At 69.4% G+C, this 20,196-nt stretch carries 18 protein-coding genes; 5 read left to right on the forward strand and 13 right to left on the reverse strand.

Going from position 1 to position 20,196, the window contains the following annotated elements; all coding sequences use genetic code 11:
- Positions 1-175 precede the first annotated feature (175 nt).
- The 3 genes from L942_RS19055 to glf are packed head-to-tail and all read right to left on the reverse strand — an operon-like array spanning position 176 to position 2,938.
- A complete protein-coding gene (locus tag L942_RS19055) occupies positions 176-1,207 on the reverse strand; it encodes a decaprenyl-phosphate phosphoribosyltransferase (RefSeq protein ID WP_037362226.1) in 1,032 nt (343 codons plus the stop codon).
- Positions 1,204-1,722, reverse strand: coding sequence for a phosphatase PAP2 family protein (locus tag L942_RS19060; protein WP_037362228.1), 519 nt, complete (start codon positions 1,720-1,722; stop codon positions 1,204-1,206). The genes L942_RS19055 and L942_RS19060 overlap by 4 nt, the downstream gene beginning before the upstream one ends.
- Positions 1,715-2,938 carry a UDP-galactopyranose mutase gene (glf, locus tag L942_RS19065; protein ID WP_037362230.1) on the reverse strand — a complete coding sequence of 408 codons (1,224 nt, stop codon included), beginning with the start codon at positions 2,936-2,938 and terminating at the stop codon, positions 1,715-1,717. The genes L942_RS19060 and glf overlap by 8 nt, the downstream gene beginning before the upstream one ends.
- Positions 2,939-3,027: 89 nt before the next feature.
- On the opposite strand from glf, the gene L942_RS19070 reads away from it, so the two are divergent.
- Positions 3,028-5,040, forward strand: coding sequence for a DUF6541 family protein (locus L942_RS19070; RefSeq protein WP_037362231.1), 2,013 nt, complete (start codon positions 3,028-3,030; stop codon positions 5,038-5,040).
- 41 nt (positions 5,041-5,081) lie between these two features.
- On the opposite strand, the gene L942_RS19075 is transcribed toward L942_RS19070, so the two are convergent.
- Complete coding sequence (locus L942_RS19075; RefSeq protein ID WP_037362268.1) at positions 5,082-5,969, reverse strand: LLM class flavin-dependent oxidoreductase; 888 nt, start codon at positions 5,967-5,969, stop codon at positions 5,082-5,084.
- A gap of 57 nt (positions 5,970-6,026) precedes the next feature.
- Here L942_RS19075 and L942_RS19080 point away from each other — a divergent pair, with 57 nt between their 5' ends.
- Positions 6,027-6,851, forward strand: a complete 825-nt coding sequence (locus L942_RS19080) for an HAD family hydrolase (protein WP_106964943.1) — start codon at positions 6,027-6,029, stop codon at positions 6,849-6,851.
- A 4-nt stretch (positions 6,852-6,855) separates the two neighbouring features.
- On the opposite strand, the gene L942_RS19085 is transcribed toward L942_RS19080, so the two are convergent.
- Positions 6,856-7,587 carry a lysophospholipid acyltransferase family protein gene (locus L942_RS19085; protein WP_037362233.1) on the reverse strand — a complete coding sequence of 244 codons (732 nt, stop codon included), beginning with the start codon at positions 7,585-7,587 and terminating at the stop codon, positions 6,856-6,858.
- A gap of 65 nt (positions 7,588-7,652) precedes the next feature.
- A complete protein-coding gene (locus tag L942_RS19090; RefSeq protein WP_037362235.1) occupies positions 7,653-9,170 on the reverse strand; it encodes a hypothetical protein in 1,518 nt (505 codons plus the stop codon).
- A gap of 207 nt (positions 9,171-9,377) precedes the next feature.
- Between L942_RS19090 and L942_RS19095 the strand changes: the two genes are divergently transcribed.
- Entirely contained in the window at positions 9,378-11,273 is a 1,896-nt protein-coding gene (locus L942_RS19095; protein WP_326929348.1) for a DUF6541 family protein, read from the forward strand.
- 147 nt (positions 11,274-11,420) lie between these two features.
- Here the strand turns inward: L942_RS19095 and L942_RS19100 are convergent, their stop codons facing one another.
- From L942_RS19100 to L942_RS19130, 7 genes are read right to left on the reverse strand one after another with little or no spacing between them, the layout of a single operon-like run.
- Positions 11,421-12,434: a lysylphosphatidylglycerol synthase transmembrane domain-containing protein gene (locus L942_RS19100; protein WP_037362236.1), complete on the reverse strand. Its 1,014-nt coding sequence runs from the start codon at positions 12,432-12,434 to the stop codon at positions 11,421-11,423.
- Between the two features lie 14 nt (positions 12,435-12,448).
- Entirely contained in the window at positions 12,449-13,693 is a 1,245-nt protein-coding gene (locus L942_RS19105; protein WP_037362237.1) for an acyl-CoA reductase, read from the reverse strand.
- Positions 13,690-14,742, reverse strand: a complete 1,053-nt coding sequence (locus tag L942_RS19110) for a LuxE/PaaK family acyltransferase (protein ID WP_037362239.1) — start codon at positions 14,740-14,742, stop codon at positions 13,690-13,692. The genes L942_RS19105 and L942_RS19110 overlap by 4 nt, the downstream gene beginning before the upstream one ends.
- Positions 14,739-16,148: an AMP-binding protein gene (locus L942_RS19115; RefSeq protein WP_037362240.1), complete on the reverse strand. Its 1,410-nt coding sequence runs from the start codon at positions 16,146-16,148 to the stop codon at positions 14,739-14,741. The genes L942_RS19110 and L942_RS19115 overlap by 4 nt, the downstream gene beginning before the upstream one ends.
- A 58-nt stretch (positions 16,149-16,206) precedes the next feature.
- Positions 16,207-16,938: an SDR family NAD(P)-dependent oxidoreductase gene (locus L942_RS19120; RefSeq protein WP_037362242.1), complete on the reverse strand. Its 732-nt coding sequence runs from the start codon at positions 16,936-16,938 to the stop codon at positions 16,207-16,209.
- Positions 16,931-17,203, reverse strand: coding sequence for an acyl carrier protein (locus L942_RS19125; RefSeq protein WP_037362243.1), 273 nt, complete (start codon positions 17,201-17,203; stop codon positions 16,931-16,933). The genes L942_RS19120 and L942_RS19125 overlap by 8 nt, the downstream gene beginning before the upstream one ends.
- 13 nt (positions 17,204-17,216) lie before the next feature.
- Complete coding sequence (locus L942_RS19130; protein ID WP_037362245.1) at positions 17,217-17,948, reverse strand: UDP-N-acetylglucosamine acyltransferase; 732 nt, start codon at positions 17,946-17,948, stop codon at positions 17,217-17,219.
- A gap of 190 nt (positions 17,949-18,138) precedes the next feature.
- On the opposite strand from L942_RS19130, the gene L942_RS19135 reads away from it, so the two are divergent.
- Together L942_RS19135 and L942_RS19140 are read left to right on the forward strand one after the other, a co-directional pair.
- Complete coding sequence (locus tag L942_RS19135) at positions 18,139-19,245, forward strand: DegT/DnrJ/EryC1/StrS family aminotransferase (RefSeq protein ID WP_037362247.1); 1,107 nt, start codon at positions 18,139-18,141, stop codon at positions 19,243-19,245.
- Positions 19,242-20,195: a Gfo/Idh/MocA family protein gene (locus tag L942_RS19140; RefSeq protein WP_037362248.1), complete on the forward strand. Its 954-nt coding sequence runs from the start codon at positions 19,242-19,244 to the stop codon at positions 20,193-20,195. The genes L942_RS19135 and L942_RS19140 overlap by 4 nt, the downstream gene beginning before the upstream one ends.
- The last annotated feature ends 1 nt before the right edge of the window (position 20,196 follow it).

Below are 20,196 nucleotides of genomic sequence, written 5' to 3' on the forward strand. Positions count from 1 at the left end.
AAGCCACTACCAGCAGCGACACCAACAACCAGCACCCGATCACGAACTACAGCTGGAGTACTAATCCGACCAAAAGTAGGCCGACCCCCGCCCGGCACGTAACCGTTGCTACGAAGTCATTAGGCCGTGGCTGTGGTCGGATTAGTACCGATCGGCACAGTAATCCGCGCGCCGTTCACAGGTAGAACGACAGGAACAGGGTGACGACCCAGGTCGCGCCGAGCACCTGCAGCACGCGGTCCTTCAGGGCGATTTCGTCGGGCGCGCCGGCGTTGCCGCCGTCCACGTCGACCGCGTAGCGGAGCACCGCGATCACGAACGGGACCATCGACACGACCGCCCACACCGAGTTGTGCTCGGCCTGGCGGATCTCGAACGCCCACAGGCAGTAGGACATGATCAGGATCGCCGCGGACGTCGCCCACACGAAGCGCAGGTAGCTCGCCGAGTACTTCTTCAGCGAGGACCGGATCTTCGCGCCGGTGCGCTCGAACAGCATGATCTCCGCGTAGCGCTTGCCCGCCACCATGAACAGCGAGCCGAACGCGGTGACCAGCAGGAACCACTGCGACATCGCGATGCCGCCCGCGACACCGCCGGCCACCGAGCGCATCAGGAAGCCCGAGCCGACGATCGCCAGGTCCACCACCGGCTGGTGCTTGAGGCCGAAGCAGTAGCCGAGCTGCACGGCCTCGTAGACCGCCAGCACGATCGCCAGCCGCCAGTCCGCCGCGAACGACACGGCGAGACCGGCCAGGAAGAACACCACGGCCGAGACGTAGGCGACCGGGACCGGGACGATGCCCGCCGCGATCGGGCGGTTGCGCTTCGTCGGGTGGGCCCGGTCGGCCTCGACGTCGACGGCGTCGTTGATCAGGTAGACCGACGAGGCGGTGAGCGAGAAGGCCACGAACGCGATCAGCGCGTCGAGGACCAGCTCAGTCCGGTTCGTCGCCTTGGAGAACGCGAAGAACGGCGCCGCGAAGACGAGGACGTTCTTCACCCACTGCTTCGGGCGCGCGGTTTTGATCACCCCGAGCACGAGACCCACCGGGCTCGTCCCCGAGGCCGGCGCCGGGGCGGCCGGGGTTTCGGTCTTCTCGGTTTCCTCAGCGACCTCGGTCTTCTCGGCAGCCGATTCCTTCGCTTCCGCGGATTCGGCCGTACCGGACGCGTTTTCGGTTCGCTCGTCGGTCGTTTCGCTCATCGCTTTGTGGTCAGCTTCCGTCGGATCAGACCGCCGACTGCGCCTCCCAGGGCAGCTCCGGCAAGAACGTCTGTCGGATAGTGAACGCCGAGCAGCAGCCTCGAGGCGAGCATCGGCGGTACCAGGGCGGGGACCAGGTTACGCCCGGTCAATCCGGAGTAAAGCACCGCCGCCGCCGTCGTCGACGTCGCGTGCGACGACGGGAAGCTCAGCTTGCTCGGCGTGCCGACCAGTACCTCCACGCTGGGATGGTCTGGCCGGCGCCGCCGCACGACGCGCTTCACGGCGATCGACGCGGCGTGCGCGCCCACCACTCCGGCCGCCGCGACCAGCCAGTCCTTGCGCCGGTCGCGGTCCACCGCCGCTCCGAGCAAGCCCAGCGCGAACCATCCCGCGCTGTGCTCCCCGAACAGCGACATTCCCCGCGCTGCCTGCACCGTGCCCGGCTTCTTCAGCGCCTTCTGGGCGCTGGCGAGCACGGCCACTTCACCGCGCGGGGTGTCTTTCTCAAGCATCGATCGTCCCGTCGAGGGGCGCACCGTCGGTGAAGTGCGGGGCGATCTTGTTGTCGAACATCGACAGCGCCGACCCGATGGCCATGTGCATGTCGAGGTACTTGTACGTGCCCAGCCGTCCGCCGAACAGGACGTTCTTCTCGCGCGCCTCGATCTTCGCCAGCTCGCGGTAGCTTTCCAGCTTCTCGCGGTTCTCGGCGGTGTTGATCGGGTAGTACGGCTCGTCGTCTTCCTTCGCGAAGCGGGAGTACTCGCGGAAGATGACCGTCTTGTCCTTCGGGTAGTCCCGCTCCGGGTGGAAGTGGCGGAACTCGATGATCCGGGTGTAGGGGACCTCTTCGTCGTTGTAGTTCACGACCGAGGTGCCCTGGAAGTCGCCCGTCTGCGCGACCTCGGACTCGAAGTCGACGGTGCGCCAGGTGAACCGGCCCGCCGAGTAGTCGAAGTAGCGGTCCAGCGGCCCGGTGTAGACGGTCGGGGTGCCCGCCGGGATCAGGTCGCGCACGTCGAAGTAGTCGACGTTCAGCCGGATCTCGATGTTCTCGTGCTCGGCCATCTTCTCGAGCCACGCGGTGTAGCCGTTGACCGGCAGCCCCTCGTAGGTGTCGTTGAAGTACCGGTTGTCGAAGGTGTAGCGGACCGGCAGCCGGTTGATGATGTTCGTGCCGAGGTTCTTCGGGTCGTTCTCCCACTGCTTCGCGGTGTAGCCGCGGATGAACGCCTCGTAGAGGGGGCGGCCGATCAGGGAGATCGCCTTCTCCTCGAGGTTCTGCGCGTCCTCGGTGCGGAACTCCGCGGCCTGCTTCGCGATGAGCTCGCGGGCCTCGTCCGGCGTGTGCGACTTGCCGAAGAACTGGTTGATCAGGCCGAGGTTCATCGGGAACGAGTAGACCTGGTCCTTCACCCGGGCGAAGACCCGGTGCTGGTACCCGGTGAACTCGGTGAAGCGGTTGACGTACTCCCACACCCGCTTGTTGGACGTGTGGAACAGGTGCGCGCCGTAGCGGTGCACCTCGATGCCCGTTTCGGGCTCGACCTCGGAGTAGGCGTTGCCCCCGAGGTGGTGGCGGCGCTCGAGGACCAGGACCTTCTTGCCCAGCTCGGCCGCGGCCCGTTCGGCGATGGTCAGGCCGAAGAAACCGGACCCGACGACGACGAGGTCGTAACCGCGAAAGTCGTCTTCAGTAATCTTGGCGGAGTTCGTGTGCTCGCTCACGGGCGCTCAGGGTACGCAGTCGCGCGACCGCGGCCCGAACCGACCTCGGCATCCCGCCAGGTTTTACCGGCACTACACACGTGAGAAGCATGCCTGCACCAGACACCTTCTGGACGTATTTCGGCGCGGTCGCCGCATACCTGGCCGTGCTGGCGGTCCCGGGCGGCCTGATCGGCCGGGCCGCGGGAGTGCGCGGGTGGGCCCTCGCCGGGCTCGCGCCGCTGCTCAGCTATGCCGTCACCGGCCTGGCTGGGCCCTGGTTGTCGACGGTCGGCCTTCCGTACAACGTCTTCACCGCCGCGGCCTGCACTCTGCTGCTGGCCGGGGTCGCCTGGGGGGTCCGGCGGCTGTGCCTCGTCCGCGGCTGGATCACGCCGGGCGCGGAGGAGCCCCCGGTGGCCTGGAGCACGCGCGCGCAGTGGTCGGTCGCCACGTGCGTCGTGGTGGCGACGGCGCTGTCGATCGCCGTCGTGCTGTCCGCGCGCGGCGGGACGACAGCGGTCTTCCAGCGCTGGGACACCGTCTTCCACGCGAACGGCATCCGCTACATCGCCGACACCGGCGACGGCTCGCTCATCGGCATGGGCAAGATCAACTGGTACCCGGACGGCTCGTTCTACCCGAACGGGTATCACCTGGTCGGCGCGCTCGTGTACCAGATCTCCGGAACGAGCATCCCGGTCACGCTGAACGCCATCACCATGCCGGTCGCGGGCATCTTCGCGCTGTCGATGGTCGCCTTGGTCCGTCAGATGGGCGGCCGCGCGGTCTTCGCCGGCTGCGCGGCCCTCATCGCCGCCGCGGCGACGACGGGTGCGTACGAGTCGGTGTCGAGCGGCCTGCTGCCGTACGCGCTGGGCATCGTTCTCACTCCGCTGACGGTGGTCGCGCTGCAACGCTTCCTCGTACGCCCGGGCGTCGACACCGGGCTGGTGTTCGCGCTGACGGCGGACGGTCTGCTCTGTGCGCACTCCAGCGCGCTGTTCGGCGGCGTCCTCTTCGCGGCGCCGCTGGTGCTGCAGCGCTGGTATCGCGCGCTTCGCCGGCTTCGCGTGGACGGCGTGCCTGAGGGACGCGGCGGGCTGCGAGTGATCGGCGGCGACATCGTGCGCACGGTGCCGGTCATGGTGTTCTCGGTCGTTTTCGCGGTGCCGCAGATTCTCGGCGCGATCAACTTCACCTCCGGCGCGTACCCGTATCAGCCGTGGAATTCGGACCTTCCGGTCCTCTCCGCGCTGAACATGCTCGGCACCTTCCAGCAGGTACTGCACAAACCGCAGCTGTGGCTCACCGTGCTGCTCGTGGTCGGCGTGCTGAGCTTCCGCACGCTCGGCAGGCTGCGCTGGCTGGTCGTGTCCGCGATCGGGCTGTCCGGGCTGTTCGTGCTGGTCACGTCTTACGGCGCCTCGCCGCTGGTGATCTCGCTGTCGCGGCCGTGGTGGAACGACCGGTTCCGGCTGATGGCGCTGGCCGCGATCCCGCTGTGCCTGCTCGCCGGGCACGGCATGGCGGAACTGCAGCGCTGGACCGCCCAGTGGATCCGCTCGATCGGCTGGGCGAAGGCGCGGCCGAGGGTGGTGTCCCGGCTGGGCATCGCGGCGGCGGCGGTCGTCGTGGCCGTGACGGCGGTGCTGACCGGCGGCTTCTACCGCACCGCGAACGCCACCGCGGTGTCGTTCCTGTACTACAACGGGCCGGAGGGCGAGGTCACGCCGCCGGTCAGCCCGGACGAGATCGCGGCTATGGAGTTCCTCGGCCGGATGCACATCCCGCCCGAGGAGAAGGTCCTCAACGACCGGCTGGACGGCACCGCGTGGATGTACGCGCTGACCGGCGTGCACCCGGTCGCGGGTCACTACGACGGCGGCGGCCCGGTGTCGCCGGACGCGACGTACCTGGCGCTGCACTTCCGCGACTACGACCTCGACGTGCGCGTGCGCGAAGCGGTCCAGCGGCTGAAGGTGCGCCACGTACTGGTGGGCAGCGGGTTGATCGCGAGAGGCGCGCAGATCGCCCCCGGGCTGCGCGACCTCATGGGCAGCGATTTCCTGCAGCTGGTCTACCGCAACCCCGGCGCGCAGATCTACACGATCATCAGGTGACCCTCGGGACCGCGGCCTCTCCCGGCCGCGGTCCCGTCGTTTTACTCGGCCTTGAGGCCCGGCAGCACTTCCTCGACGACCTTTTCCAGCACCGATTCGTGCCCCTCGTACGGCCCGCTCGAACGCGGCCAGTGCGCGATGACGTCGGTGAAGCCCAGCTCCCGAGCGCGTTCGGCGGCCTCGCGGAACGCCGCGACGCTGCTCAGCGAGAACACCGGCGCAGAGTCGAGGCTCAGGTACCGCTGGATGCTCGCCGGTTCGCGACCGGCCGCTTCGAGCCGCTGCTCGAACGTGCGGACCAGCTCGGCGATCCCGGTCCACCATTCGTCGAGGGTGGACCCGCCGCGCCCGGTGGTGACCCAGCCCGCGCCGAACCGCGCGGCCAGCGTCATGGTGCGCGGGCCGTTGGCCGCGACCAGGAACGGGAGCCGAGGCCGCTGCACGGTGCCGGGCAGGTTCCGCGCGCCGCGCGCGGAGTAGTACTCGCCGGAGAAGTCGAAGTTGTCGGTCATCAGCAGCCCGTCGAGCGCCTCGACGAACTCGGTGAAGCGGTCGACCCGCTGCCGCGCGGTCAGCTCCGGTGCGGCGAGCACCTGCGCGTCGTACCGCGCGCTGTCCACGCCGGCGCCGACGCCCAGCACGAACCGCCCGTCGGACACGTCGTCGAGGGTGATCAGCTCGCGCGCGAACGGCACCGGGTGCCGTGCGACCGGAGAGGCGACGAAGGTGCCCAGCCGGATCGTGGAGGTGACCATGGCGGCCGCGGTGAGGGTGGGCACAGCGGAGAACCACGGCCCGTCGACCAGCGAACGCCAGCCGAGATGGTCGTAGGTCCACGCGTGGTCGAAGCCGTACTCCTCGGCCGCGCGCCACTTCGGCTCGGCCGCCCACCAGCGGTCTTCAGGAAGAATTACGATGCCTGCTCGCACGACGCCGACCGTAACGTCCGGCACTGACATTCGCTCGAACGGGCGGCGACCGGGAGAATGGGGCGGGTGGAGAAACCCCGGTTGATCGCGTCCGACGTCGACGGCACTCTGCTCGGCCCCAGCGAACAAGTGACGCCGCGCACGGTGTCGGTCGTACAGCGGGTGCTGGCCGACGACGTGCCGTTCGTGCTGTGCACCGGCCGCCCGCCGCGCTGGATCGCGCCGATCGCCGCGCCGCTCGGGCTGACCGGCTACGCGGTGTGCGCCAACGGAGCTGTGCTGCTCGACATCGGCACCGACTCGGTGGTCGCCGTGCATGGCGAACTCGAGCCGAAACTGCTGCACGACCTGGCCTCGGAGCTGGACACCGCGCTGCCCGGCTGCCGGCTGGCGGCGGAACGGATCAGCACCGGATCGGTGGACCACGCGCTGCGCAATTTCGTGATCGAGCCGGAGTACCACAACCCGTGGGGCGACGAGGAGAGCCGGACCGCGCCGCGCGCCGAGGTGCTCGGGAAAACCGCGATCAAGCTGCTGGTCAGCCGCCGCGGGATGACGTCGGCGGAAATGGCCGAGGCGGCCCGCGCGGTCCTCGACGGCGCGGTGGACATCACGTACTCGTCCTCCGGCGGCCTGATCGAACTGTCCGCGCACGGCGTGACGAAGGCGACCGGACTCGCGGACCTCGCCGAACGGTTCGACGTGCCCCAATCGTCCGTGATCGCCTTCGGCGACATGCCCAACGACGTCGAGATGCTGCAGTGGGCCGGGCACGGCGTCGCGATGGCCAACGGCCACCCGGCCGTGCTGGCGGTGGCGGACGAAGTGACCGGCCCGGCCTCGGAGGACGGGGTGGCGCAGGTGCTGGAGCGCTGGTTCTAAGCGCTCACGACCGGCGGTCGAGCTCGGCGGCCTCCTCGGGCGTCGGCGCGCTGCCGCCCAGGTGCGCGGGCAGCCACCAGCGTTCGGCGTCGCTCTGCGGAGCCTCCGGGTACTCCGCCTGGGCCTTCTCCAGCAGCTCCGACATCCGGGCGCGGAGATCCGTCGTCAGCGCCTCGCACGAGTCCTCCGGACCGGGGCGCATCGGCTCGCCGATCACCACCGAAATCGGCACGTGCCTGCGGGTGAGGTCCCTCGGGCGGCCCTTCGTCCACAGCCGCTGGGTGCCCCACAGCGCCATCGGGATCACCGGCACGCCCGCCTCGGCGGCCATCCGCACCGCGCCGGTCTTGATCTCCTTCACGGTGAACGACTGGCTGATCGTGGCCTCCGGGAAGACCCCGACGACCTCGCCCGCCCGCAGCCGCGCCACGGCCTCGTCGTAGGACGCCTGTCCGGCGGCGCGGTCCACCGGGATGTGGTGCATGCCGCGCATCAGCGGACCGGCGACCCGGTTGCCGAAGATCTCCTGTTTGGCCATGAACCGCACCAGCCGCTTCGCCGGGCGGGCGCCGAGGCCGCAGTAGATGAAGTCCAGGTAGCTGACGTGCGTGCAGGCCAGCACCGCGCCGCCGCGGGTGGGCACGTGTTCGGCACCCGTCACCCGGAGACGGTTGTCGAGCAGCCGGAACATCAGCCGCGCGGCAACCAGGACGGGCGGGTACACGAAATCAGCCATGCACCCAAGGCTACGGGACCGTAGGTTTCCCGCCGGTAGGTTGCACGGGTCGGCTCCGCCACACTTCAGGGGCAGGAGACGTAGTGGAAGTCCGGGGCGCGGTCGAGTTCGCCGACGAGCCGGCTGGCGTCGTCGGCGCGCGGGTACACCGAGATCCAGAACGGCGTCCCGGTGCGCTGGAAGGTCGCGACGCGGTACCAGGCGGGCAGGTCGTCGGCGCAATCCTGCCGGTCCGCGTACCCGGATCGGCCGGGCACGGCGAGCGTCGACCGTTCCGCGTCCAACCCGACCACCAGCACCTTCGACCCGGCGCGGCTCGCGAGCAGTCCGGGCGACCCGGCGCTCACGACGGATCCCGGCGGCAGGTAGCGGGCGAGCCAGTCGCCGACCTCGGCCAGCTGTGCGCCCTGCGTGCTCCAGGCCCGCACGCGCTCCAGCACCTCGGGACTGAACAGGGAAACCGCCACCGCGACCCCGGTGAGCACCGCAGCAACCGCCGGAACCGCCCGGGAAACCGCGCGCGGCCGCGGCACCGGCATGAGGACGCCGCACCCGGCCACCGCGGCGACCGCCAGCAACGGCGGCACCGGCACGAGCAACCGCCACGAGAGTCCCGGATCCGCCTCGAAGAAGAGCACGAGCGCGGTGTGCCCGAGGGCGAGCGCCAGCAACAGCCACAAGGCCGACCTGGCCTCCACCGCACGACCCCGTGCCGCCACCAGACCCGCGACGAGCACGGCCGGGACGAGAAACCCTAAGTGCGCTAAGGCGAACCCGCCCAGATACGGCCAATCCGGGCCGGGCGGCAGGCTCGCGTCCGGCACGAACCGGTCGTAGTAGGTGACGCGCCAAGCCGTCCACGGAGCCAGGAAAACCAGCGCGCCCAGCACAAACCCGACCGGAGCCCACCAGGTGTGCCGCCCGCGCGCGGCGGCGAAAACGAGCCATCCCGCACCGATGACCGCGAGCGCCAGCCCTTCCGGCCGCGTCATCACCGCACCAGCTACGAGCACCCCGGCGACCAACGGCCGTCCGGCGACCAACGCGTAGGCGACGCACAGCACGAGCAACGCGAACATCGGCAGCTCAGTGCCCGAAAGCCCGTACACCGCGAGCCCGTTCGCCCCCGCGGTCAGCAACGCCGCCGCGACGCCGATCGAGCGTCGAGGCTCAACCCCCTCCGGCGACCCGAGCGCGGCAACGCGGTTGGCGAGGAAATATGCCGTCAAGACGCACCCCAGCGCGGCCGCACCACTCAAGACGACAGCCGCGGCCGGCACTTCCGCACCGAATGCCCCGCGCGGCAATGCGATCACCACGAGCCAGAGGAAATTCGTGTACGTCTCGCTGCGATCGCCGGTGTTGAATACCGGGCCATTGCCGTCGGCGATGTTCTGCGCGTACCGGAAACTGACGTACGCGTCCTCGGTCGCGGTGGCGAACAACAGCTGATGCAGCAGCGAAAACCCGAGAACGAGCAAAAGCACCGCGACCCGCCACCGCCGGTCGCGCCCGATCCGCCGCCAAGCGGCGACGACCAGCGCGGCCAGCGCCAGCCATCCCCCCACGACCGCGTAGACCACGCGCCCCAGCCTCCCGCACCCGCCGCACCCTGGCGGACCGCTCCTCGCCAAGTCCAGTCAAGCGCGCGGCCGCATCGTCCCGACATCAGCCGTTCGGGTGGATATGGGTGCCAGTTAGCCTAGGGCCCGATTCACCTCCGCCACGGGAAACAGGCGGACGCCCGCGACCTGAGGAAGATTGTGCCGAGCGACCCGACAGTGTTGTCCGTGGCAGCGAGTATCGCCTGCTGCCTGCTTGTGCTCGGGCTTCCCGGGCTCCTCACCGGTGCCGCCGCCGGGCTGCGCGGTTGGCTGCTGGCCGGCCTGACCCCGCTGCTGAGCTACGCCATCGGCGGCCTCGCCGGTCCGTGGACCGCGGCTCTCGGGCTGCCGTTCAACGCCTGGACATACGCGCTGGCCACCGTGCTCTTCGCGGCAGTCGCGTTTGGACTCCGGCGGCTCACCGCGCACCGGTGGCCGCACGAACCGGAAGAACGGGCCTGGGAACCGCGGGCGAACTGGGCGGTCGGCGCTTGCCTGGTCCTCGCGACCGCGATCGGGTTCTACACGGCGGTGCGCGGCATGGGCCACCTCGGCGCGATCGCACAGGGCGGCGACGCGCCGTACGCGGCCAACGGGGTTCGCTACATCGCCGAAACCGGCGACGGCAGCCTTTTCGGCATGGGCAAGATGAACTGGTACGGCGACGGTTCACCGCCTTTCTATCCCAACGCGTACCACCTGCTCGCCTCCGTGCAGTACACGCTCAGCGGCGGCTCGATCCCGCTCACGCTGGACGTGAACACCGCGCTGCTGCCGGGTTTGCTGGCGCTCTCGCTCGTGGTGATGGTGCGGGCGTTCCGCGGCCGCGCGGTCCTGGCCGGGGCTGTCGCACTCGCCTCGGCCGCGCCGGTGATGGGCGTCTACGAATCGATGGACCGCGGACCGCTGTACCCGTTCCTGCTGGGCATGGCGCTCACGCCGTTGGCCGCTGTGGTGCTGCGCCGCTACCTCGACCGCGTCGCACCGGACACCGGCTTCGTGCTGATCGTCGCGGCGGTCGGGCTGCTGTGCATCCACTCGTCCACGTTGTTCGGCGCGATCCTGTTCGCCGGGCCGCTGCTGGTGCAGCGCTGGATCGAGCGGTGGCGTTCGATCGGCAAGGACCTGCTGGCCTTGCTGCCGATCGCGGTGCTGTCGATGCTCGCGGCCTGGCTGCAGCTGTTCGGTGCGCTGGGGCTGGCGAACAGCTCGACGGTGGAATACCTCGGCTGGCCAAGCGAATGGCGCGCGACGACCGCGCTCGGCGCGTTGCTTGGTTTCCAGCACTTCGAACCAAATCCGCAGCTGTTGTTGTCAGTGGCGCTGTTGGCCGGGTTCATCTTCTTCCGCAGACTCGGCGCGCTGCGCTGGATCGGCTTGACCGCGCTGGTCACCGGCTTGTTCTACATGACGGTCTCGTCCTCGAACGCACCGCTGGTCATGGCGCTGGCACGGCCGTGGTGGGACGACCCGTACCGGTTCATCACGATGGCGACCGTGCCGCTGTCGTTCATCGCGGGCCACGGACTCGCGGCGCTGCACGAATGGTTGAAGGAACGGCTCCCCGCGCGAGTACCGCCCGCCGCACTCGCCGCGGTGGTGCTGGCCGCCTTCGTAGGAGCCACGAACGGCCTGTACACGCAGTCAAACAGCGAGGTGGTCGCGAAGGGATACCGCCTCCCCGATCCACGCGATTTGAACATCACGCCCGGCGAGGAACGCGCGATGGTCGAACTGGGCAAGCTCGCGAAGCCAGGACAATGGGCCATGAACGACCGCTGGGACGGCACACCGTGGACCTACGCACTCAGCGGCGTCCGCACCGTCGCCGCCCACGACGACGGCACGAAACCCCCTTCGGACGCGGTCCTGCTCGCCGCGAAATTCCACGACTACGACACCGACCCCGCGGTCCGCGCCGCGATACAGCGGCTGAACATCCACTGGGTAATCCTGGGCCGCCCGGCTGACCCACCGAAACGCCCGTACGCGGACGAAGGCTTGAACGGGTTGGAGGGGCTGCCGTTTCTGAAAGAGGTGTACCGCAACGAGGACTCGGTGATTTACCAGCTGATTCGCTGAGCCTTTAAGCCGCGGTCCAGCTATTCCAGGGTGAAGTACGGCCTCTTCAAGACCACAGGCCGAACCCCTGGGATGTGCCGGCTGAAACCAGCTTCGCTGACCGAGGAGGTCGTCCGGATCCGGAGGACCTCCTCGCCGGCGAGAAACTCAGGCGGCGTCCACCGGGGCCGTCCGTCGAGCGGTCATTTTCGCGGCCAGCGCGGCGAAGCCAGCGGTGAGCAAGTCCGCCACCGTGAACATCACCCGCGAGGCGACCGCGAACGCCGTCGCCTGGCCGACCGTCAAGCCGCTTGCCGTGAGGACCGCGACCTGCGCGACCTCACGGACGCCGACGCCGCTGGGCAGGATGAACGCGAAGGTGCCGACCGTCATCGCGACGGCCATCGCGCCCACGCACAAGATCAGGCCGCTAAACCCAGGGGCTCCGACGGAGTTCGCCAGCAACCACAGGTGCACGCCCTGCAGCACCCAGGCGCCCATCGACGCGCCGAAGGTCTTGAACACCACGCTCCAGCCGAGCGGCTCGGCGAGCGGCGGGCGGCGCAGGATCTTCAGGACCAGCGAGGTGCCCCAGGTCAGGATCCGCGGGTGCAGCAGCGCGAGACCGACCGGGATCAGCACGAACAACCACATCGCCCGCGGACTGTTGCTGAACACCGCGGGCGCGGCCAGCAGTGACACGACCAGCGCGGAAACGACGCCGACGCCCAGCTGGATCAGCGAGCCGGTGAAGATTCGGGCCCTTGCCAGGCCTGCTTTGCGGCCCAGTTCCATCTGCAGCAGGTACGCCCACACCGAGCCCGGCACGTACTTGCCGAGCGAGCCGACCAGGCAGATCTGCGCGCCGCGGGCGTAGCCGATCGGCTTGCCGAGGTGGTCGACCAGGACCTGCCAGCCCCAGGTGGACACGAGAATCGATAGGACCAGCGCCACCAGGCTCAGCGCCGACGACTGCCAGGCGACGTCGGACAGCGTGTGCCAGAACTCGTCCCAGTTGGACGCCAGGCTCTTCGCCGCGAAACCGATCACCAAGAGGATGGCGACCCAGCGCACGACGTCGAGCACCCGCGCCTTGGTGGACTTGCGGGGTTTCCCGGTGGTCGGGGCGTCCTCGGTGGGCGGGGCGTCGTCCCCCGGCGTCGGCGTACGAACGGTCGTCACTGCCTCTCAGCTCCTCAGGCCTGCACCGTGACCAGCCGGCTGAACTCGGACAGCAGATCGTAGCCGTCCCAGACCCCGGCGAACGTGAGGGCCGAGCCGAAGGGCACGACCCGGTCCACGCCTCGTCCGGCGAGCGCCTTCACGAATCCGGTCAGTTCCTCGCGGGTGAACCCGAACTGGCTCACCGTCTGGTCTTTGCGCTGGACAATCGGCACCAGCTCGTCCAGCGACGCCACCGCGGCGTTCGCGAACGTGCCCGCGCCGAGCCATTCCCGCGGCATCACCGTGGCGTCGGCCAGCTCGAGCGTGGCCAGCGCGTTGCCGTCGAAGCGGATCGACGACACCAGCCCGTCCACCGCCGCGCCATACGCCGACACACGCTTCTGCACGGCCATCGCCGGCTCGGTGACGTGCTGTTTCGCGGCCAGCACCTCCGCGAGCAACTCGCGGAACTCCTGTCCGGCGGCCTGCGCGGCCGCCGAATCGCCAACCCAGAACACCGCGCGCGGCGACGAGCAGGCGGCCTGGTCGAACCAGTACGAGTCGTTGTAGAAACCCTCGGCGGCGGCCTTGCGCTGCTCCGGCGCGGCCTCCTGCCAGCCGCGCACCGACGCGATCGCGAACGACGAGCGGTCCGGGAAGGTGAGGTCCCGCGCGTGCGGGGCCAGCGGGTACTTCCGCAGCGCGGCCACCGAAGCGTCGCCGCCCCAGATCACCCGCAGGTCCGCGGCCAGCGACAACGCGCCGCTGACCTCGTCGCTGCGGTCGTAGGTGACCATGCGCTGGGTGGCCCGGATGGTGGCCGCGACCTCCGGCGACACGTCTTCGAGCGCCGCGTTCAACGCTTCCAGCACGGCCTCGGCGGCACCGGCCGAGCGCGAAGACACGCGCACGACGTTGCTGTTGCCCGCCAACGCCGAAAGCGCCCACGAGTACACGAAAATGGTGTCCACATTGGCCGGCGGCACGTGGAAAACGAGCCCGCGCGGGAACCGCAGCGAATCGCCGCTGGTTTCCAAAGTGGACAGTGACTTCGCGAGTTCTCCCTTGCGCAGGAAGAAACCCAGGGAGGCCAGCTCCGGGAACCGGCGTGCCAGCGCGGGCGCGAGCAGCTTGCGCGCGAATTTGGCGACGAACTCGACCACGCGCGGGTCGCCGACGCGCAACCGGCCGCCGGGCGGTTCCTCGCGCACCTCGTCGAGCAGCGCGTCGACCGAAACCGCATCGCCCAGCGGAAAACGCTGTTCCAACGCACTCACGCGGCCGCTCCCTGAAACGTGTCCGAGCATCCGCGAGCCTCGGCCTTCGGCAGCCGGCCCAGCACGGAGAAGTGCTTGCCCGGCCAGTCGCCGTCGTCGATTCCGTGGTAGACGCCCAGGTCTTCGGTGAGCAGCACGTGTCCCGGGTACGACCGCGGCAGGGTGCTCACCACCTCGATGACCCCCGGCTTGCCGACCGGCTGCTCTTCCCAAGTCTCCGGGTCGCGGATCACGACATCGGCGAAATCGGGGCAGTACAAGGAGTTCCCGGACGGGCCCTCGAGGAACACGGTGCCGATCTGCTCGATCATCCCGTAGTAGTTGTGGATCCGGGTGAGCCCGGTGTCCTCTTTGAACCGGCGGCGGAACTCGCTGTTGTCGACCGCGCGGTCGATCAGCTTCTTCCAGCCGCCGGAGTGGATGAGGATGCCGTTCGACAGGTCGAGCTTGTGCTCGCGGGCGACTTCGTACAGGTACTGCCACACCATGAAGGTGAAGCCGAAGATCAGGAACGGGCGGTCGCCGTACTCGGCGAGGAACTTCCGCACCGCCTCGACGTCCGGCTTGTCGTTCTCGTCCAGCACGTAGGTGTGCTTGCGGCCGAAGTTCGCCATGCCGAGCACGCCCGCGCCGCGCGCGGAGAACGACCGGCGGTTCTTGATGATCCCGATGGTGTCGACCATCAGCATCGGCAGCCGCTCGCCGCCCAGCACCTCCTGCAAGGTGGCGCCGAGCTGCTTCGTCTGCGCGCCCGCCGCTTCCTTGTCGAGGTAGATCCGCGACGCGCCGGCCCCGGTGGTGCCCGAGGACGTGAGGGTTTTGAAGACCTCGGCGTCCGGAATGGACTTCAGGTCGTGCGTTTTGAACATGCGCACCGGCAGCCACGGCAGGTCGGCGATCGCGTCGAACGACGCGTCCGGCGCGAAACCGAGCGAGGCCAGGATGCGCTCGTACCCGGCGGAGTTCGCCCGGTGGTGCGCGGTCAGCTCCACCAGCTCCGGGAGCAGCGCCGCCTCTCGCTCCGCCTGCGAGCGCGTGAACACACTCATACCTGTCCTTCCAGCGCCCGGTAGTCGATCTTCCCGCTGGCCAGCAGCGGCACGGTGTCGATCGGACGCACGTCGAACCCGCTGGCGTGCAGGTGCAGCCGCTCGGCCAGCGCCCGCGCCGCGTCCTTGCAGATCGCCTTCGCGCCGTCGCCCTCGGGCAGTTCGGCGAACAGCACGACCTTGTCGCCCGCCGGCACCGCGGCCACCACGTCGATGCCCACCGCCGCCGTGCGCACGGCCTGCTCCAGGTCGTCCAGGCTGACCCGGTTGCCGAACACCTTGCCGATCCGCTTGAGCCGGCCGGTGATGTACAGGTACCCCTCGTCGTCGAGGTACCCGAGATCCCCGGTGGCCAGCGTGCCGCCGTATTCGTCGCCCGCGCTCAGGCCTGCTTCGTCCTCGGCATAACCCATCATCACGTTAGGTCCACGGTAAAGGACCTCACCGACAATTTTGGGATGCGTGGTTTCCTCGCCGTCGTCGCGGCGGATGGCGAACGAGCCGCCGGGCAGCGCCGGACCGGCCGAGCCGATCTTGTCCGCGAGGCGCTCCGCGGGCACCGTCGTCATGCGCGGGGACGCCTCGGTCTGGCCGTACATGACGTACATCCGGCCGCCGACCGCGCGCATCTTGTCGTTGAACTCGGCGACCAGTTCGTCCCGCAGTTTTCCCCCCGCCTGGGTGAGGGTCCGCAGGGTCGGGTACTTCGCCGGGTCGAACTTCAGCCGGCGCAGCATTTCGTAGTGATAGGGCACGCCGGACAGCGAAGTCACGCCGTATTCCTTGACCGCGTCCCAGAATCCGCGGCCAAGCACACCAGACGTTTCGATAACAACAGTCGCACCGCGCAAAAGGTGCGAATTCAGTACCGAAAGGCCGTAGCTGTAGTGCAGCGGCAGACAGGTCGGAGCGACCTCGTCCGCGTCGATCTCCAGCACCTGCGCGATGGCGTCGGCGTTGGCCAGCAGGCCTTGCCGGGACAGCCGGACGAGCTTCGGATTGCCGGTGGACCCGCTGGTCGGGAGCAGCACGGCGAGGTCGGGGTGCGGAACGACGCCGTCGGCCGACTCGCGCACCCAGTGCCCGGCTTCGGCCCGGTAGCCCTCCGGAGGGTCCGCTTCGGGCGCGGCCAGCACGGCAGCGGGGCGGAACCGGGTGATCAGGCCGGCGAGCACGTCCGCGTCGAGCGCCGGGTCGATCAGCGCGATCGCGCGGCCCGCCTCGAACGCGCCCAGGTACCGCAGCACGCTCTCCAGGTCCAGCGACATCCGCGCGAACAGCACTCCGGGCGGCAGGTCCGCCAGCGCGGCCGCGGACCGCTTGATCTCCGTCGTCAGCTCGTCGCCCGCCAGCGTGCGGCCCCCGGCCGCCTCGACCAGCCGGGCCCCTTCGCCAACCAGATTCACCGAACCTCCTCGTCGTGCTCGTAAGCGTTCATGCCGGTTCTCGTCCCGGCAAGGCCGCTCACAACACCAAGCCGCCGTCGATGCCCAGGACCTGGCCGGTGACGAAGGCGGCCTCGTCGCTCGCGAGGAAACGGATCGCCTTCGCGACCTCCTCCGGCTTGCCGAGCCTGCCCAGCGCGGTGTCCTCGATGCGCTCGGCGATGACCTTCTCGCCGAGATGGGACGTCATGTCGGTTTCGATCACCCCGGGCGCGACCGCGTTGACCCGGATGTTGTGCCTGCCGAGCTCCTTCGCCGCGGACCGGGCGATGTTGCCGACAGCGGCTTTGGACGCGGCGTACGCGGTCTGCCCCGCGCTGCCTTTCTCGCCGACGATCGAGGCCAGCAGGACGATCGCGCCGGACTTGCGCCTGCTCATCACGCGCGAGGCCGCCTGCACGGTGTTGATCGTGCCGCCGACGTTCGTCTTGAACATGCGATCGACCAGGTCTTCGCTGATCATGCCGAGCAGCGCGTCCTCCAGGACCCCGGCGTTGGCGACGACGATGTCGAGCGCCCCGTGCTCTTTCGCGACGCCTCGGACCAGCGACGAAACCGCCTTCGCGTCGGTGACGTCGAGCGCGAGACCGGCGGCGGCGCCCGCCTCGGCGGCGACCTCCTTCGCCCGGTCTTCGTTCCTCCCGGTCAGCACGACGGTGGCGCCCGCTTCGACGAGCGCGCGCACGGTGGCCAGCCCGATTCCCCGCGTCCCGCCCGTGACGAGCGCGACACGTCCGGTCAGATCAGTCATTCTTCGACACGAGGTCGGTGACCATGTCGACGGCGACCTTGAAGCTCGACATGTCGATCACCTGGTCAGTGTCGAATTCGATGTCGAACTCGTCCTCGATCGCGGCGACGAGCGCCATGTGGCCGACCGAGTCCCACGCCTCGATGTCGCGGTACTTGAGGTTCTCGACATCCACGTCCCCGTCGAGGTCCAGCGCCTCGACGAAGACCTCGCGCAGCTTCGGGGCGACATCCGGCCTCGCGGCCTGAGCGTCAGACACAGTCATCGTTCCTTTGCACTTAGTGTTCTTCGCGCGGGCGTGCGTCCCACGCCCTCACCAAGGTAGAGAGGTCTTCGGGCAGGCCGTCGGCCGGGAGGTCGCCTTTGCCCTTGACCCACGGGCCGAGCGCCTCGACGGCCGCCTCGTCCAGGCCGCGGCGCGACAAGCCCACCGTGTTGACGCCGGTGACCCGGGCCGGGTTGCCGACCGTGATGGTGAACGCGCCCACCTCGCGACGGACCGCCGAGCCCATCCCGACCATCGCGCCGGGTCCGATGCTGCCGCCCTGGTGCACGACCGTGCCCATGCCGAGGTTCGCGAACGGCCAGACGTGCGTGTGGCCGCCGAGCATGACGTTGCAGGCGAGGGTGACCTGGTCGTCGACCAGCACGTCGTGCCCGATGTGGCTGCCGCGCAGCACGTAGCAATCGTCGCCGAGCGTCGTGGCACGCCAGGTGCCCTGCTGGATGCTGGTGTACTCGCGGATCCGGTTGCGGCTGCCGATGACGACGCCGTGCCCGTCCTGAGCCGGATCGCCGGTCGGCGCGCCCTCCCAGGCGGCCGGATGCGGACGCCCGCGGTCCTCGCCAGGCGTGCCGATGGTCACGTGCGGGCCGATCCAGTTCCCGTCGCCGATGCGGGCCGGGCCGACGATGACCGCGTACGGGCCGATGATGTTGCCTTCGCCCAGCTCGACGCCTTCGCCGACGACTGCTGTGGGATGGATCCGGTTGGGTGCCGCAGGTGACACAGTCGGTGATCCGTTCTTCGCTTCCGGCCGGGACGGCCTGGGGTCGAGGGCTGACGGCGGCGCCCGGTAACGTGTGGCCCGCGTGCACGCAGTGCGTCCGGGCGCGGCACCGGCGGCTTTCCGGCCTCGCGGCCGGGGCGCCTAGCACTGTACCGGACGCATCGATTTCCCCAGCCGAGAGAGACTGCCGATGATCCCCATTACCGTGGTCGACGTCCGAGACGCGGAGGACCTGGTCGTCGAGGTGCTGCGATCCGGCGCCATCGCTCAGGGGCCGATGGTCAAGCGCTTCGAGGAGGCGTTCGCGCATGTCGCGGGCACGAAGCACGCCATCGCCGTGAACAACGGGACGACCGCGCTCGTCGCGTCGCTGCAGGCGCTGGACCTCCAGCCGGGGGACGAGGTGGTGACCTCGCCGTTCACCTTCGTCGCGACGCTGAACGCGATCCTCGAGGCGGGCGCGACCGTGCGGTTCGCCGACATCCGGCGCGACGACTTCGCGATCGACCCGGACGCCGTCGCGGCCGCGGTCACCGACCGCACCAAGGTGCTGATGCCGGTGCACCTCTACGGCCAGACCGCGGACATGGGCAAGCTCGCGCCGCTCGCCGCCGAGCACGGGCTGCGGATCATCGAGGACTCCGCGCAGGCCGTCGGCGCGTCGTTCGAGGGCAAGCAGGCCGGTTCGTACGGCATCGGCTGCTTCTCGCTGTACGCGACCAAGAACGTGACCACCGCCGAGGGCGGCGTGATCACCACGGACGACGACGCGCTGGCCGACAAGCTGCGGATCATGCGGAACCAGGGCATGAAAGCCCGCTACCAGTACGAGATGGCCGGTCACAACTACCGGATGACCGACCTGCACGCCGCGGTCGGCATTCCGCAGCTGGAGAAGCTCGACCAGCTCACCGCGGCTCGCCAGGCCAACGCGAAACGGCTGTCCGAAGGCCTCGCCGGCACGCCGGGGCTCGAGGTGCCGCAGGTGCTGCCCGGCCGCGAACACGTGTGGCACCAGTACACCGTGCTGGTCGGCCCGCACGCGATGCTCTCGCGCGAGGAGTTCGCCGCCGCGCTGACCGAAAAGGGCATCGGCAACGGGATCTACTACCCGAAGATCGTCTTCGACTACGACTGCTACCGCGGGCACCCGCTGATCCCGGACGCCCGCGTCGAGGACTTCCCGGTCGCGTCCGCCGTTGCCGCGCAGGCGCTTTCGCTGCCGGTGCACCCGCATCTGACCGAGTCCCAGCTGGACCAGATCATCGAGACCGTTCGCGAGGTACTTGGCGCATGACGCACCGCATCGCACTCGTCGGCACCGGCAACATGGGCTCGCTGCACGCGCGGGTCCTGTCGCAGAACGACCGGGTGGACCTGGCCCGCGTGATCGATCCGCGCGAGGAAGCCGGGCGCGCGGTCGCCGAACGCTACGAAACCGAGTGGACGCCGGAAATCGGCTCGCTGTCCGATGTGGATGCGGTGGTGCTCGCCTCGGCTACCGAGGTGCATTACGAGCTGGCGCAGGAGATTCTCGGCCAGGGCAAGCCGATGCTGGTCGAGAAGCCGGTGTGCAACAGCCTCGAGTTCTCGCAGGAAATCGTTGCCCTGTCAGCGAAAAAGGACGTCCCGCTGATGTGCGGGCTCCTGGAGCGCTACAACCCGGCCGTGATGACCGCGCGGGCGCTGGTGAACGAACCGGTGCACCTGATGGCGCGCCGGCACGGCCCGTACGCGCCGCGGATCAAGACCGGGGTCGCGTGGGACCTGCTGGTGCACGACGTCGACCTGGCGATCCAGTTCTTCGGCGGAGCCACGCCGGGCCGGGTGACCTCCAGCGCGGGCTACTTCCACCCGCAGTCGGTCGCCGGGGCCGAGGACACCATCGAAACGGTGCTCTCGTTCCCCACCGGGCTCGCCACGGTGTCGGCTTCGCGGCTGGCGCAGCGCAAGGTCCGGTCGCTGATGGTGTCCGAACTGGACCGGATGGTCGAGATCGACCTGCTGCGCCGCGATGTGACGATCTACCGGCACGTCTCGCACGATTCGGTCACGCCGGACGGTCTCGGCTACCGGCAGCAGACCGTGATCGAGATCCCGGAGCTGGTCACCGCGCGCGAACCGCTGGCAACCCAGCTCGACCGGTTCGTCGACCTGCTGGAGGGCAAGGTCGACGCGGACGTCGAGCGGGCGCTGATCCTGCCGTCGCACGAGGTCGTGGCGCAGGTGCTGGCCGAGGCCGCCTGAG

This window comes from Amycolatopsis orientalis DSM 43388, assembly GCF_000411975.1.
Classification (GTDB): domain Bacteria; phylum Actinomycetota; class Actinomycetes; order Mycobacteriales; family Pseudonocardiaceae; genus Amycolatopsis; species Amycolatopsis orientalis_D.

What these genes read in the sequence shown, in the direction of transcription:
- L942_RS19080 (WP_106964943.1), top strand. Translation starts at nt 6,027, where the DNA reads ATGGGGCGGGTGGAGAAACCCCGGTTGATCGCGTCCGACGTCGACGGC.
- L942_RS19060 (WP_037362228.1), bottom strand. Translation starts at nt 1,722, where the DNA reads ATGCTTGAGAAAGACACCCCGCGCGGTGAAGTGGCCGTGCTCGCCAGC.
- L942_RS19110 (WP_037362239.1), bottom strand. Translation starts at nt 14,742, where the DNA reads ATGAGTGTGTTCACGCGCTCGCAGGCGGAGCGAGAGGCGGCGCTGCTC.
- L942_RS19125 (WP_037362243.1), bottom strand. Translation starts at nt 17,203, where the DNA reads ATGACTGTGTCTGACGCTCAGGCCGCGAGGCCGGATGTCGCCCCGAAG.
- L942_RS19070 (WP_037362231.1), top strand. Translation starts at nt 3,028, where the DNA reads ATGCCTGCACCAGACACCTTCTGGACGTATTTCGGCGCGGTCGCCGCA.
- L942_RS19140 (WP_037362248.1), top strand. Translation starts at nt 19,242, where the DNA reads ATGACGCACCGCATCGCACTCGTCGGCACCGGCAACATGGGCTCGCTG.
- L942_RS19120 (WP_037362242.1), bottom strand. Translation starts at nt 16,938, where the DNA reads ATGACTGATCTGACCGGACGTGTCGCGCTCGTCACGGGCGGGACGCGG.
- L942_RS19085 (WP_037362233.1), bottom strand. Translation starts at nt 7,587, where the DNA reads ATGGCTGATTTCGTGTACCCGCCCGTCCTGGTTGCCGCGCGGCTGATG.
- L942_RS19135 (WP_037362247.1), top strand. Translation starts at nt 18,139, where the DNA reads ATGATCCCCATTACCGTGGTCGACGTCCGAGACGCGGAGGACCTGGTC.
- L942_RS19055 (WP_037362226.1), bottom strand. Translation starts at nt 1,207, where the DNA reads ATGAGCGAAACGACCGACGAGCGAACCGAAAACGCGTCCGGTACGGCC.